Origin of the sequence: Levilactobacillus namurensis (assembly GCF_032197885.1) — a bacterium.
GTDB lineage: Bacteria > Bacillota > Bacilli > Lactobacillales > Lactobacillaceae > Levilactobacillus > Levilactobacillus namurensis_A.
Genome location: NZ_CP134159.1, coordinates 1,786,713 through 1,802,058, shown reverse-complemented (window position 1 = coordinate 1,802,058; position 15,346 = coordinate 1,786,713). Strand labels below are relative to the sequence as shown.

The window sequence follows — 15,346 nt, the reverse complement described above, 5'->3', positions numbered from 1 at the left end:
AGGCTTTTTAGGTGCCGTTGATTAGTTGGCCAGTTTAGCTTGGGCAGCTTGGGCCAGGATGTTTAAGTAGTTGAACGGCCGGTCGAAGTTTGGCTGGAACAGCATGTCGACCATGGCGAGGTCGTCCACCGTGTTTTCGTTTTGGATGCAGACGGACAGGGTGTTGGCGGATTGAGAGACGTCGTACTTACTCATCAACGCGCCCCCCAGGATCCGCTTGGTGGTTGGATCGAAGACCAGTGACATCAAAACGGGTTCCGTGGTCGGCATGAATTCTGGCCGGTAGTTGTCCGTGATGATGACCTGGTCGGCGTCGACGCCCTGAAGCTTAGCGGCTTCCAGCGTCAGACCAGTGGAAACGATGGTCCGGCCGTACAGCGCCAGTCCGGAAGAGGATTGGGTCCCCATGTACTTGACCGTTGGCTTGGTCAGGTTCTTCCCGACCAGGATGCCTTGACGTACCGCGTTAGTTGCCAATGGGATGTAGGCATTCTTATGGGTCGGGTTGTAGTGGACGGCGGCACTGTCTCCGGCGGCGAAGATGTCGGGGTTGGAACTGCGCATGTAGTCGTCGGTCAGGATCGCCCCGTTAGGCGCCATTTTGACTTGGCCCTGTAAGAGTCCTGTGTTCGGCCGGAAACCAATGCACAAGATGGCCAGGTCCGTGTCGTAGCTCCCCTTATCGGTGGTGATGGTCAACCCGTCAGCCGTGTCTTGGAAGCTGGCGACCTTTTCACCTAAGGCTAACTTAACGCCGTGGTCGCGGTAGTCCTGTTCAATCACGTCGGTGAACTGGGCGTCGAAGTACTTGGGCATGACCCGGTCCTGAGCATCAATCAGTGTGACGTCATGGCCGGTGGTGGAGTAAGCTTCGGCTAATTCCGCGCCGATGTAGCCGGCCCCAATGACCGTGATGCGCTTGGCATCCTTGGCGTCTTCGAATAACGTCTGGGCGTGGTTCCAGTTCTTGCAGAGCTTGACCTTGGCACTGTCGATGCCGGGAATCTTAGGCACCACGGGCCAAGACCCGGAAGTCATGACCAGCTTGTCATAAGAGCTAGTGGTCTGTTCGTGGGTCGTGAGGTCTTCGACGGTCACGGTCTTAGCCGCTGAGTCAACCGCTAAGACATTGTGATTCATTTGAACATCTGCACCCAGTTTCGTCAATTCCGCGGGGTTCGAGTAGAACAGCCCTTGAGGATCAGCAACTTGACCGCCTAAGTATAGGGCGATACCGCAGGACAGGAAGGAAATGTTGTCATTTCGTTCGTAGACCGTAACGTCGGCATCGGGATGGTCGGCTAAGATTTGTTTGATGGCAAAAGTACCCGCATGTGTACAACCAATAACTGTGACTTTCATAAGTAGAGTCCTCCCAAAACAAAAGTAGTGTCTATTGCGTTAGTTTTCACAAGCTTGTCTAAAGAAAACCTTTTCAATTGTTAACAACTCCATTTTAGACAATCTATTAGAAATGTCAACACTTTTTTAAATGTGTAACAAAATTAACCTAGGGGATGGCGGTGGCGATGGCCCGCTACGGTTTCCAGCGGACCGCTAGTTTTCCCAGTCAAAAAGCGGTAAACTGAGGAACATGGTTTTACTCAAAAGGAGTGGTAGTTTTGAAGATAGGAAAACACTTAACGGCTTGTACGTCAGTTCTAGTGGGGAAGGATGCGACCGTTGACGGGTCAACCATGATTGCCCGCAACGATGATACGTTCTTACCGCTGACACCGCAACGGTTCTACGTGCACCCGGCCGAACATGACCAACCAGACCGGACCTGGGTCTCTAACCAAAATGGGTTTACGGCCCCGATCCCCAAGGACGGGTACCGGTACCTAGCGACCCCGAACGTTGAGATCGAGAAAACGGGGGAGTACGCCGAAAGTGGGATCAACCAAAAGAACGTCGCGATGAGTGCGACCGAAAGTGTCTACGGGAATCCCGATGCATTGGCCTTTGACCCGTTAGTGGCTAACGGTCTGGCCGAAGACTCTCTACAGACCATGGTCTTGCCCTACATTACGTCCGCTCGCGACGGGGTCCGTTACTTAGGCAAGCTGATCAAGCAATACGGCTCACCTGAAGGCAACGGGGTCCTTTTCTCCGACAACCAGGAAGTCTGGTACATGGAAATCGTGACCGGCCATCACTGGGTCGCGCAACGAATTCCTGACGACGCTTATGCCGTCACGGCTAACCAAGTTGCCATTCAACAGGTCACCTTTGATGATCCCGATAACTTCATGTTTTCCGAGGGAATTCAGGCCTTCGTCGCGGACCACCACTTGAACCCGGACCGCGATGGCTGGAACTTCCGGCACATCTTTGGGACCAGTACCGAAAAGGACCGGCACTACAACACGCCGCGGGTCTGGTTCGGTCAACGATACCTGAATCCAGAAATTAAGCAGGATCCGCAATCCAGCGAACTGCCTTTCATTTGCCGGACCAGTCACAAGATCAGTGTGGAAGACATCGAGTACATTTTGAGTTCCCACTACAACGAGACGCCGTACGATCCCTTGGGTCACGGTCCAGAAGACTTACGGACCAAGTTCCGGCCAATCTCAATGAACCGGACCCAGAACTCGCACGTCTTACAGATTCGTAACGACGTGCCCGCGGACCGTTCAGCCTTGATGTGGCTGTGCTTCGGGGTCCCAGCGTTCAGCCCGTACGTGCCGTTCTTTGCCAACGTCACGGACACGGACCCGTCGTACCGGACCACGCCGCGGCACCTGGATGACACCAGTGCTTACTGGATGTACCGGAAGCTGTCGATGATCGTGGAGTCCCACTACACGCAATTCATTGAACAGGACGTTGATTACGTCACGGCCGCTAAGCAGAACTTACGGACCCACGTGGCCCAAGCCCTGGCGGCTGCGGACCAGCAACAGCTGAGTGGCAAAGAGTTGACGGCCTTCCTGACGGAACAGAACCATCAAGTCACCGCCCAGATGCGGCAGGTCACGACCCAGTTCACCAATGACTTGATTGAAAAGGGCTTAACCCTGTCTCAGCTGACCTTCAACATGGATAAGAACCTCTAGTAAACGGTTAGGGGCCGGCTGACAAGTCAGAATAAAAAATTAAGCATGACAAAAATGCGTACGACCAGGCTAATCTTGGTCGTACGCATTTTTTAAGGTTATTTTTGAGGATTCAGGCGAACATAGCGCGCATTGATGTAGGCGGCCGGACCGACTTGGTACCAGACCAGCCCTTGATCGTCGGTGAGACACTGGCGAACGTCTAAGGCGTCACCGTTCTGCAACTGCCCGGCGACTTCACCGTAAGGTTCCCGGTAGATGGTCAGACGACCCTGAGGCACGTAGTCGACGTGACCGGTCCAGTGGACGGTCTGCCGTTGCGTCCAGGTCGTGACTTTAGGTGGGAGTGCCATGACTCGTGACCAGTGCTGATGGCGTTGCGTATCGGTCGCGGCCAGCCATTGATTGCCCCCTAGGTTATACCAGACGGACTGGTCGGTGAGGGTGATGATGGCGAAGAGTCGCCAGAGGGAAGTCGCCGGGAACTGGTACCCGTACGCGGTCCCCGCTGGGAGGTCGTAGACGTCGTGATCGGCAGTCAAGGTCACGTATTGGTGGACCCGCTGGACGGTCTGCCAGGCGTCGCGTCGGTAGAAGTACAGGACCCGCTTGCTTTGATCGCTGAACTGGCCGTGCTGGTTCCCTTCGGCCTGGAAGATGTGGTAGCCGGTTACGGCGGGGGGCGTCAACTGATATGGCGTCCGCAACTTACCGCGTAAGGTCCGAGGGAGAGCCAGGAGCTGGCCGGTATCGTAGTCGATCAGGTAGGTCGTGACGGGCTGTCCCCAGATGGATTGGTAGACTAGCGTGGTCAGGCCGTACGCACTGAGAAAATTTTGGGTGAATCCCTGAATATCCAGGAGGGTGTACCCCGGAATCTCGGGAATCTTGAGGCGCACCGGGGCATTCAACTGCCCCGTTAAGACCAGTGCGGGCTGAAGGGGGTGGTCCCGTTGATCGACCAGGCGCACCACCAGCGTTGCATCGGGCGCCGCGTGAGTGACGGGCGCTGGTGACGTTGGGGCTAAAGGTGTTGCGGCCTCCGGGGTGAGCTGGCGAGGGACTGGTGGCTCGGTTGGTTGAGGCGGCATGGGCGCATGCGTCGCTGGGCGGGGCAGAGTCTGCCGGGTACGCCGAGTCAGGGGACGCTGGTGCCGGGGCCGGTTTGTCGGCCGGGTGACCAAGTGACGTAACCAGTTCAATAGTGCCAAGGCAATTCCCTCCTTCCGTTCTTTCCTTTAAAATACAGTATACCGCAACTCCTAGGGGGATGCAGGTGATTTTTCGGTTTCAAAACCAGTCTTGTCGGGAATGGTGGCGCTCTCGTGCTGACCCTAAAAAACGGGCAAACCACCCGCAGATGGTTTGCCCGTTAATCAGGATTATTTAGTTGCCGTGGCGCTGTCATCGGCGGTCAGAACGATCTTCCCGTCTTCGATCTTAGCCACCAGGTTCTTGGTGCCCGTGTGGTCAAGGTAGTAGTCAGCGATGCGGTCTTCAATCTCTTCTTGAATGACCCGGCGAAGCGGCCGCGCCCCCATGGCTGGATTATAACCATCGGTGACCAGCTTCTCTTCTACGGGTTCCGTGACGTGGATGTGTAGCCCTTGCGTGGCCAGCATCTGGTTCACGTCACCGATCATCAAGTCGACGATCTGCATCAAGTTCTCCTTAGTCAGGGAGTTGAATTCGATGATGTCGTCGAACCGGTTCAGGAATTCGGGACGGAAGTAGTTGGTCAGACTGTCCAGAACGGAATGGGTCTTACCACTGGCTTCGGCGCCAAACCCGACGCTGGCTTCGACGTCACCGGTCCCGGCGTTACTGGTCATGATGATCAGGGTATCCTTAAAGGACACGGTCCGTCCTTGGGAATCGGTCAGCCGGCCGTCGTCTAGAATCTGTAAGAACATGTTCATGACGTCGGGGTGAGCCTTTTCGATTTCGTCCAAGAGTACCAGCGTGTATGGGTGCCGCCGAACTTGTTCGGTCAGTTGACCGGCTTCTTCGTACCCGACATAGCCAGGAGGAGATCCGATCAGCTTAGAAATGGAATGCGGCTCCATGTATTCGGACATGTCGAACCGAATCATGGCATCCTCCGACCCGAAGAGCTCGTTAGCTAATTGCTTGGCGAGTTCCGTCTTGCCGACCCCGGTAGGACCGACGAACAGGAAGGATCCAATTGGCCGGCCCGTTCCGTTCAGACCGATTCGGTTCCGGCGAATGGCGCGGGCCACTTTATCAACCGCTTCGTTTTGGCCGATCACGTGTTTCTCTAGGTCAGGGCCTAAGCTCTTCAGTTGATGTTGTTCCTTAGCCTGCAGTTCGCCAACGGGGATGTTGGTCTTTTCTTCCACGATATCTTGCATGTCTTTTTCGGTCACTTCCGTGGACTGGTCCTGGTCGGCGCTCTGGGCGCTTTCCTTAGACTTGTTCAACTTGGTGACCTGGTCCCGGTAGTAGGCGGCCTTCTCGTAGTCTTCCTGCTTCAAAGCGGCTTGCTTTTGCTTCTCAGCATCGGCGATCTTCTCGTCGATGGCGTGCGGGTCGGCCACGTTGATGGTCAGGTTCTTCCGCGACCCGGATTCATCGAGTAAGTCGATGGCCTTGTCGGGTAAGAACCGGTCTTGGATGTACCGGTCAGATAACCGAACGGCCGCTTCAATCGCGGCGTCCGTGTAGTGAACGTGGTGATAATCTTCGTACTTCTTTTGAATACCCTTGAGAATCTTGATGGCCTCGTCCGGGCTAGGTTCGTCTACCGTTACTGGTTGGAACCGCCGTGCTAAGGCTTGGTCTTTTTCGATGTCCCGGTATTCATTTAACGTGGTGGCTCCAATTAACTGGAAGTCTCCCCGGGCTAACGCTGGCTTCAAAACGTTACCGGCGTCCATCCCGCCTTCAGCATTGCCGGCACCCATGATTTCATGGATTTCGTCAATGAAGAGGATGATGTCGGGGTTAGCTTGAACTTCTTTCATTAATTGTTGCATCCGTTGTTCGAATTGGCCCCGGATACCGGTGCCTTGAACTAGGGAAACCACGTCGAGACGAATAATTTGCTTATTCGTCAACTTCTGCGGAACGTTGCCTTCAACGATTCGCTCGGCCAAGCCTTCGACCACCGCCGTCTTCCCGACGCCGGCTTCACCGATCAGGACTGGGTTGTTCTTGGTCCGTCGGTTGAGGATCTCAATGACTTGTGCCGTTTCTTTATCGCGCCCAATCACTGGGTCGATTTTGCCGTCTTTGGCTAACTTGGTCAGATTCAGACCATACTGACTCAGCAGGCCGTTACCGGAACCTTGGTTGCCCGCCGGTTGGGTCGGACGCCCTTGGTTAGCAGCTTGCCGGTAGTCTGCTTGGTTGGCGGAGTTGCCACCTTGCATGGCCCGGAAAATGTCATCCAGGTTACCAAAGCCGAATGGATCTTGTGCCATACGGCCACCTCCATTTCCAGAGTTGTCTTGCTGTTGCTTGAGTAGTTGATAGCAATTTTGGCATAGGTCAACTTGTTGCCGCTGCCCGTTCACGCTCATGTAGAGGTGAATGGTTGCTTGATTCCGGTGGCAATTTTGACATAGCATGTGTTTGTTCGTCTCCCTTCTTTAATGGAATAACGTGGCAAAACACGTCGGTCGTTCGTTGAAAAGCGTTTGACCTTTCTTGACCTTTAAACACAGTATACCGCGTCGGCCACAGCATGCAACTAATTTGCTTGCTTCGTCAGACAATGGTTAAGGGGCCACTTCTTCCGAACGGCTTTATTTTAGCACTCTCAACTATAGAATGCTAAAAAGGAGGTCGGCTTTTGACGAAAAGTCGGCAAATTTCTTTGACCTGTTTGGTATTTCACCGTAAAATATAGGCACATACAGGCGCGGTCATATTGACATGATGGCTAAAGGGGGCGAGCAGATGGCAAGAGACTTTACGGACCTGATGAATCAGTTAAAGGACCAGAAAATCGATCAGTTTGAGGTGGAACCGGACGAGTTCCCGGCCTTTCAACAGGCGTTCATGGCGTTTGAGACCCGGAAGCGGGTGATTGGCGAGGCCCATAAGGGCGGTAAGCTGGTCTACCATTACGATCGGGATGCGACCGAAGACCAATCATAAGGTCTTTTTGATGAAAGCGGTTCAGTATCACTTGTAATTTGATGGTCAGATTGATATTCTTAGTAAGTAGGCATAACGTCAGTATGGTTGTTTGATCACTGCGCAAGATCAAGGCGCTATGTTCGATAAGAATTCAACCTAAGCTTAAAGGAGATCGATCATTTATGGAAAAACGCGAATTTCATATCACTGCTGAAACTGGGATTCATGCCCGTCCAGCAACGTTATTAGTCCAATCTGCAAGCAAGTTCAACTCAGAAGTTAGCTTACAATACCAAGACAAGTCCGTGAACTTGAAGTCTATCATGGGCGTGATGTCCTTGGGTGTTGGCCAAAACGCTGAAATTACGATTACGGCTGATGGTGACGACGAAGCCGATGCAATGGCTGCCGTTGCTGAAACGCTGAAAAAAGAGGGTTTATCTGACTAATGAGAGCGATGCTCAAGGGAATTGCCGCAAGTGACGGAATCGTGTGCGGCCAGGTCTATCGCTTGGTTGAACCGGACTTAACCGTTAAGCGACACACAATTACGAATTTGGATGACGAACTAAATCGATTCCATCAGGCCCTTGAAGCAGCCGTCTCCGACATTGAGACGATTAAAACTCGTGCAACTAAAAACCTGGGCGCTGATAGTGCCCAGGTTTTTAGTGCGCATATTGTGATGCTTCAGGACCCAGAATTGATTGCGGCGGTCGAAAAGTTGATTCGCCAGGAGCACCTGAACGCCGAAGCGGCCTTGGCCACGGTTGCCCAACGTTATGAGCAATCGTTCAAGGACCTAAAGGGTAATGCGTACATGCAAGAACGGGTCACGGACCTCCATGACGTGATCAAGCGGGTCACGGCCCACCTCCTGCAGGTTCAATTGCCAGACTTGGCGTTGGTCAATCACCCGGTCATCGTGGTGACCCATGATCTGATTCCCAGTGATACGGTCTCCGTTAATCCGTGTTACATCTTAGGCTTTGTCACGGATCTGGGTGGCCGAACGTCGCACTCGTCGATTCTGGCCCGCTCGCTGAACATTCCAGCGGTCGTAGGGACCCAGACGGCGACGGCGGACATGGCCGAAGGTAGTACGGTCGTGGTGAACGGTAACCAGGGCCAGGTCTTATTGGATCCTAGTGAAGCCGAGTTGACCACGGCGCGGGAACAGATGCAGGCCCGCATCGCCAACCAAGAGCGGTTAGCGAAATTACAGCATACGGTGACTACCAGTGCGGATGGCGTGGGCGTCACGTTGGCAGCCAACATTGGCACTCCCCAAGACATGCCTAACGTCCTGCGTAACGGGGCCGAGGCTATCGGACTGATGCGCACGGAGTTCCTCTACATGGATGCGGACCACTTACCCAGTGAGGACCAACAGTTCGCGGCTTATAAGGAAGTTTTAGCAGCCATGGCGCCGCATCCGGTGGTGATGCGGACCCTCGATATCGGTGGGGATAAGCCGTTACCGTACCTGCAGCAGAAGCCGGAAGCTAACCCCTTCATGGGGGCGCGGGCGATTCGCCGCAGTTTGACCCACCAAGAGGCCTTTCGTAGTCAGTTACGGGCGTTGTTGCGGGCCTCGGCTTTCGGCAATCTACGAATTATGTTCCCAATGATTGCGACGCTCGATGAGTTTCGCCAGGCTAAGGCCATCTACGACGACGAACGCTCGAAGTTGACGGTCAAGCAGGTACCGATGGGTACCGTGAAGGTCGGCATGATGGTCGAGGTGCCAGCCGCGGCATTACTGGCTGACCGGTTCGCTCAGGAAGTTGATTTCATGAGTATCGGGACCAACGACTTGATCGGCTATACCATGGCTGCTGACCGGACGAACCAGGACGTCGGCTACCTCTACCAGCCGTACCATCCGGCCATTCTCCGGTTAGTTAACCGGGTGATTGCGGCCGGGCACAACGCGGGGATTCCCGTGGCGATGTGCGGTGAGATGGCCGGCGACCCGATTGCCGTTCCCCTGTTACTGGGGATGGGCTTAGACGAGTTCTCCATGGGGGCGGGGTCGATCCTGAAGACCCGCGAGCTGATTGCCAAGTTGAACGCCAAGGACTTACAGTCGTTGGTGGAAACGGCGCTGAATTCGGCTAGCACCAGTCAAGAAGTGATTACCATGGTTCAGGCGGCTGTGCCTGGATTACTTAAGTGAATCTTTACGAAATCGGCAGGTCCGTTTAGCCAGTTGTCAGAATTGGTTAAATGGGCCTGCTATTTTGCGTGGGCTGGCGGTTGGTGGTTTGCAATCAGGTAGGTAAACCCATATAATTGTGATGATTGTATGACGAACGTTTAAGTGCTTAGAAACCAAACAAAATCCAAGGGGGGATTGGCAGTGAACATTGGCATCTTTACGGATACCTATTTCCCACAGGTCAGTGGGGTCGCCACGTCCATCAAGACGTTACGGGACCAGCTGGAAAAGCAGGGAAACCAGGTGTACATCTTTACGACCACCGATCCACACGTGGAGCGCAACGTTTATGAGCGCAACGTTTTTCGCTTCTCGAGTATTCCGTTCGTATCGTTTACCGACCGCCGAATCGCGGTTCGCGGGCTCTTTCAGGCTTACCAGATTGCCAAGGAACTGAACTTAGACATCGTCCACACCCAGACTGAATTCTCGATGGGCTGGATTGGCAAGTTTGTCGCCCGGAACCTAGAAATTCCGTGTCTGCATACGTACCACACCATGTATGAGGATTATCTCCATTACGTGGCGAACGGTAAGATTTTAAAGCCGGTCCACGTGAAGCAGGGAACTTTAGCCTTCTGCTACCACTTAACGGGGGTCGTGGCGCCCAGTGACCGGGTGTTAACGACCTTGACCGATTACGGGGTTAAAGCTCCGATTCGGGTGATTCCAACGGGGGTCAACTTACACCAGTATGAGCAACCGGATACGGCGAATCTACGGCGGCAGTTAGGCTTCGCGCCGGACACGCCGGTGATTTTGTCGTTGAGTCGGTTGGCCTACGAGAAGAACATTACGGCCAGCATTGCGGCGATGCCCCGGATCTTAGCGGCGGTCCCGAATGCCCAGCTTCTGATTGTGGGGGATGGCCCGGCCCGTGAAGACCTGGAACAACAGGTCAAGGATGCTGATCTGACGGACCACGTGTCGTTCACCGGGGAAGTGAACAACGACGATGTCTTCCGGTACTATCACATGGCCAACGTCTTTTTGTCGTCTTCAGATTCCGAGTCCCAGGGGTTGACCTACATCGAAGCGATGGCGGCAGGAACCAAGATCGTGGTCATGACCAGTCCCTATACGGACGAGTTGTTGTCTAGTCGGGCGCTGGGGGCGACGGTCAAGAACAGTGATGAACTGGTGGCGAACGTGGTCGATTACTTATTGCATGGGGATGAACACCAGGACGCCAAGCTATTGGCCCGGAAACTGTCGGAGATTTCCGCAGATACCTTTGGGCAGAATATTATGGCTTTCTATCGGGATGCGCAGGTCAGTTACGAGCAGGCGCACGAGGACACCCCGGACTTTAGTGATTAGAGGAGTTATTGAATGCTAAAAATTAACATGTTTTCCGCCGCGGATTCCGTTAAGGGGCAGGGTGTCGGCAGTGCGTATAACGAGCTGATGAACCTGATGAAGACCCACTTACAAGATGACTTTGACGTGACGGTCAACCGGTATGGTAAAGCAGATATTACCCATTACCACACGATTAACTTTTCCTATTATCTGTCGACGTTTTTACCCGGACGCGGTCGAAAAATCGGCTACGTTCATTTTTTGCCGGAAACGTTGGAGGGAAGTTTGAAGATTCCCCAACCTTTTCGGGGAATCTTTTACCGGTACGTGATTGCGTTTTATAAGCGGATGGATCACATTGTGGTGGTCAATCCGACTTTTATTCCTAAGTTGGCGGCCTACGGGATTCCCGCAGAGCGGGTGACGTACATTCCCAACTTTGTCAGTCGTCAGGAATTCTACCCGGTTGAGCCGGCCCAGAAGCTGGCGTTGCGGCAACAATACGGGTACGATGCCCACCGTTTCACGGTCCTAGGCATCGGTCAGATTCAGGAGCGCAAGGGCTTGTTTGACTTTATCAAGTTGGCGCGGAATAACCCGCAGATTCAGTTTATCTGGGCGGGGGGCTTTTCGTTTGGCCGGATCACGGACGGGTATGCCGACCTGAAGAAGGTCGTTGATGATCCGCCCGCGAACCTCAGCTTTCCGGGCATCGTTGACCGGGCGAAGTTGGTCGACTATTACGATTTAGCGGACCTTTTCTTATTACCATCTTTCAACGAGCTGTTTCCGATGTCGGTCTTAGAGGCTTTTAGTACGGGGACCCCGGTCATGTTACGCGATTTGGACCTCTATCACGCCATCATTGCCGGTGACTACATTCCCGCCCAAGATTATGCGGAGATGAACGCCCAGTTGCAGACGTTGCCGGGAGACCAGGCCGCCTTAGACCAGTGGCGCCAGAAGAGCTTAGCGGCGGCTGAACGGTACTCGGAAGCGCACCTGACCACCATCTGGCGGCGGTTCTATCGGGCACAGGCAAAAGAGGGGTAAGTATGTCACGACGAAATAAATGGGTCCTTACGGTTATGCTCCTCTTAGGAGTGGCCATCTTTGCCTTCTCACTGCGCGATATTAAATTTTCCGTGCTGATCAACGACTTCGTGCACATCAACTTCTGGTGGTTCGGGGTCGCCGTGCTGTGCATGGTGCTTTACTTGGGTTTAGAAGCCGTGATTGTGAAAGTCTTTATCTCGGACCGAATTCAGGGATTTACGTTTAAGGACGCAGTGCGGATCCCCTTGGTGGAACAGTTGTTTAACGGGATTACGCCCTTTTCTTCCGGTGGTCAGCCGGCCCAATTGATTGCTCTGATGCAGACTGGGGTCGATGCGGGGAAGGCTAGCTCCGTCTTATTGATGAAGTTTGTGGTCTTCCAGTCGATGATTGTGATCAATTTTCTGATTGCCTTGGTGATTGGGTTCAACTACATCCAAGATAAATTGCACGCCCTAGCTTGGCTGGTGGTCTTCGGCTTTACGATTCACTTGGCCGTGATTGTAGGCCTCTTGATGGTGATGTTTTGGTACGGGTTTACCAAGCGGGCGGTCGCGGTGGTCCTGTATCCGGCCCATTGGTTCATGAAGCCGGTACGTTACACCCGAATGGTGGCGAACATTAATCGTAAGATTGATTCGTTCTACGCCGAAAGTGTCCGGATCAGCGGCCAGTGGCGGCTGATGTTGCGGGTCTTTGTGATTACCTTTATTCAGTTGATGTTCTACTACCTGATTCCGTACTTCATCATGTTGGCGTTGGGCTACACCACGGCGAACATCGTCATGGTCACCAGTATGCACGTCTTGATCGTGATGGTAATCTCGCTGTTCCCAATCCCCGGGGGAGCTGGGGGCGCCGAGTATAGTTTTGAGATGATCTTTAAGAGCTACATCGCGTCGAACAGTAAACTGGTCTTGGCGATGATTCTCTGGCGCCTGTTGACGTATTACTTCGGGATGCTGGCGGGTTTGGTCGCGATGGTGATTCGGCCAGACAAGGTGGTTGAAGAAACTGACAAGACAAATGCGTGAGTTTTTTCGATTAAGGCGTGCGATAACGCCTTAAGTTTGGTAAAATCATAGTGAAGCTAGAAAGGGGACCAATCATGGAAGAATCTCAACTGATTGGCATCATCAATCGCTTGAAGGCGATGCAAGAGGATGCCGTCGACGAGCCACAACCCCGTCGATTCGAAAAAGCCGGCGTGGAGCAAGCGATGGTCGTTTACAACGCGGCTAACCAGACTTACACGTTAACTGAACATAATCCGGAGACAACCTTTGAGTTTGATAACATTGATTTAGTGGCTATCGAATTATTTGATTTATTGACGGACAACTAACAAAACTATGGGTGCCATAGTTTTGTTTTTTTTTAGACTCGAAAAGTTGAAATTTTCCAAAGGTTAGCCGTTCCAATTGATTCCCAAGGTCTATCGGCTATACTGGAGTAATGTTAACTATTTTGTGGAGGCTGTCTCATGGCAAACTTTGTTAAGCGAAAGATGAACTGGTTGAACACCCGAATGGGCTTTTTCCTGTTGATTGTCGTCTTATTTTGGATAAAAACGTACATTGCCTACCAAACCGAATTTACTTTGGGGGCGAAGGGAAGTGTGCAGCAGTTCTTGCTGTTCGTGAACCCAGTGCCGGCCGCCTTGCTGGTTTTTGGGATTGCGTTATACTTCCGGGGCCGGTTAGCGTACTGGCTCATGTTGGTCATCGACTTGCTGGAGTCCACTTGGATCTTTGCGAACGTGGTCTATTACCGGGAATTCTCGGATTTTCTGTCCTTCGGTATCATGAAGGGGTCTAGCGACGTTCAGAATAACTTGGGGAAAAGCTTAGCGCAGATTACCCACCTGTATGACTTTTTCGTCTACCTGGATATTATTATTTTGATCGTGTTGCTACTGACGCACGTGATTCGTATCGACCCGCGGCCGTTTAAACGCCGTTACGCACTGACCATCTCGGTCCTGTCATTTGGACTAATGTTTGCGGAGTTCGGGATGGCCAACGCTGACCGTTCCGGGTTGCTGACGCGGACGTTTGACAACAACTACATCGTGAAGTACTTGGGGTTGAACGAGTATGCGGCCTTTAATGCGTACCAGACGCAAAAGGAAAGTTCGACGCGGGCGAGTGCTAACGCAAGTGACATGAAGAGTGTGCTGAAGTACTTGAAGCAGAATCGGGTCAGCCCGAACGTGTCGTACTTTGGTAAGGAAAAGGGAAAGAACGTCTTTATCATTCATTTGGAGAGTTTCCAACAGTTCTTGTTGGATTACAAGGTGAACGGTAAAGAAGTAACACCTACGTTAAACAAGTTCTACCATAGTAAAAACACCCTGTCGTTTGATAACTTCTACCATCAAGTGGCCCAAGGGAAGACTTCTGACGCAGAAATGATGTTGGAAAATTCCCTGTTTGGGTTACCACAAGGTTCGGCGATGACCACTTACGGGACGCAGAATACGTTCCAGGCGGCTCCAGCGATCTTGAGCCAAGAAGCGGGTTACACTACAGCGGCTTTTCATGGGGACGTTCCTAGTTTCTGGAACCGGGATAACACCTATAAGTCCTGGGGATACCAGTACTTCTTTAGTTCTAGCTACTATCAGCAAAAAGCCAACTATAGTATTGGATATGGTCTGAAGGATAAGATTTTCTTCAAGGACTCGGTTAAGTATCTGCAACAGTTACCACAACCGTTCTACGCGAAGCTGATTACGTTGACGAACCACTACCCATACGAATTAGATAAGAAGAATATTGATTTCCCAGCGACGAAGACCGGAGATAAGACGGTCGATCCTTACGTTCAGACGGCACATTATCTGGATCAGGCGTTTGCGGAGTTCGTGTCATACCTGAAGAAGGCAGGACTCTATAAGAATAGTGTCATCCTGGCGTACGGGGACCACTACGGGATTTCGAATAACCACCGGCCAGCGATTGCCCAATTATTGGGGAAGAAGAAGGTTACGAGTTTTGATTTGGCCCAGTTCCAGAAGGTCCCACTGATGATTCACGCCACGGGACTGAAGGGCGGTATCAACCACACGTATGGTGGTGAGATTGACGTCCTGCCGACCTTATTGGACCTGTTAGGGGTCAAGAACACGGATACGATTCAGTTTGGTCAAGACTTGCTGGCTAAGAACCGTAATCAGACGGTTGCTTTCCGTAACGGAAACTTTGTCTCACCGACTTATACTAAGGTTGGGGGGACCGTCTATGATACTAAGACGGGGAAGGTCCTGAAGCTGACGGCGGCTCAGAAGAAGCAGGTCGATCAGATGCAAAACCACGTGACGACGGAACTCTCACTGTCTGATCGGGTGATTTACGGGGATCTATTACGGTTCTACACACCGAAGAACTTTAAGAAAGTCGATAAGTCGGACTTTACCTATAAGTTGAAACCAGCCATGGAACGGTTGGCGGAGGCCCAGAAGACGGAGAAGACTAGTGTTCTAGCTCAGCATCATGGGAAGAGTACGGTCGATGACTACAAGACGGATGCACCAGAATTGAAGTAAAGATTAAGCAAAGGGGCCCGCTATCGTGATGATGGCGGGCCTTTTGCTTGTATA

General features: G+C 52.6%; 12 protein-coding genes. 9 read left to right on the top strand and 3 right to left on the bottom strand.

From position 1 onward, the window contains the following. Positions 1-21: 21 nt before the first annotated feature. Positions 22-1,362, bottom strand: coding sequence for an FAD-dependent oxidoreductase (locus RIN67_RS08780; protein WP_265000259.1), 1,341 nt, complete (start codon positions 1,360-1,362; stop codon positions 22-24). Positions 1,363-1,622: 260 nt separating this feature from the next. Between RIN67_RS08780 and RIN67_RS08775 the strand changes: the two genes are divergently transcribed. Next, positions 1,623-3,062, top strand: a complete 1,440-nt coding sequence (locus RIN67_RS08775) for a C69 family dipeptidase (RefSeq protein WP_265000258.1) — start codon at positions 1,623-1,625, stop codon at positions 3,060-3,062. 98 nt (positions 3,063-3,160) lie between these two features. On the opposite strand, the gene RIN67_RS08770 is transcribed toward RIN67_RS08775, so the two are convergent. Both RIN67_RS08770 and RIN67_RS08765 read right to left on the bottom strand, forming a co-directional pair. Continuing rightward, positions 3,161-4,273, bottom strand: a complete 1,113-nt coding sequence (locus tag RIN67_RS08770) for a MucBP domain-containing protein (RefSeq protein ID WP_265000257.1) — start codon at positions 4,271-4,273, stop codon at positions 3,161-3,163. 171 nt (positions 4,274-4,444) lie between these two features. Further along, positions 4,445-6,652 carry an ATP-dependent Clp protease ATP-binding subunit gene (locus tag RIN67_RS08765; RefSeq protein WP_024748104.1) on the bottom strand — a complete coding sequence of 736 codons (2,208 nt, stop codon included), beginning with the start codon at positions 6,650-6,652 and terminating at the stop codon, positions 4,445-4,447. 331 nt (positions 6,653-6,983) lie between these two features. On the opposite strand from RIN67_RS08765, the gene RIN67_RS08760 reads away from it, so the two are divergent. The 8 genes from RIN67_RS08760 (at position 6,984) to RIN67_RS08725 (ending at position 15,292) form a co-directional block, all read left to right on the top strand. After that, positions 6,984-7,184, top strand: coding sequence for a hypothetical protein (locus RIN67_RS08760; RefSeq protein WP_024748105.1), 201 nt, complete (start codon positions 6,984-6,986; stop codon positions 7,182-7,184). A gap of 164 nt (positions 7,185-7,348) precedes the next feature. Then, positions 7,349-7,615, top strand: coding sequence for a phosphocarrier protein HPr (locus RIN67_RS08755; RefSeq protein ID WP_024748106.1), 267 nt, complete (start codon positions 7,349-7,351; stop codon positions 7,613-7,615). Continuing rightward, positions 7,615-9,345, top strand: a complete 1,731-nt coding sequence (gene ptsP, locus RIN67_RS08750) for a phosphoenolpyruvate--protein phosphotransferase (RefSeq protein ID WP_265000256.1) — start codon at positions 7,615-7,617, stop codon at positions 9,343-9,345. The genes RIN67_RS08755 and ptsP overlap by 1 nt, the downstream gene beginning before the upstream one ends. A 183-nt stretch (positions 9,346-9,528) precedes the next feature. Next, on the top strand, positions 9,529-10,707 hold the full coding sequence (locus tag RIN67_RS08745; RefSeq protein WP_056944572.1) for a glycosyltransferase family 4 protein: 1,179 nt from the start codon (positions 9,529-9,531) through the stop codon (positions 10,705-10,707). 12 nt (positions 10,708-10,719) lie between these two features. After that, on the top strand, positions 10,720-11,742 hold the full coding sequence (locus RIN67_RS08740; RefSeq protein WP_265000255.1) for a glycosyltransferase family 4 protein: 1,023 nt from the start codon (positions 10,720-10,722) through the stop codon (positions 11,740-11,742). Between the two features lie 2 nt (positions 11,743-11,744). Further along, complete coding sequence (locus RIN67_RS08735; RefSeq protein ID WP_265000254.1) at positions 11,745-12,779, top strand: lysylphosphatidylglycerol synthase transmembrane domain-containing protein; 1,035 nt, start codon at positions 11,745-11,747, stop codon at positions 12,777-12,779. A gap of 74 nt (positions 12,780-12,853) precedes the next feature. Then, a complete protein-coding gene (locus RIN67_RS08730; RefSeq protein ID WP_024748111.1) occupies positions 12,854-13,090 on the top strand; it encodes a YkuJ family protein in 237 nt (78 codons plus the stop codon). Between the two features lie 138 nt (positions 13,091-13,228). Next, positions 13,229-15,292: an LTA synthase family protein gene (locus tag RIN67_RS08725; RefSeq protein ID WP_265000253.1), complete on the top strand. Its 2,064-nt coding sequence runs from the start codon at positions 13,229-13,231 to the stop codon at positions 15,290-15,292. Positions 15,293-15,346 lie beyond the last annotated feature (54 nt).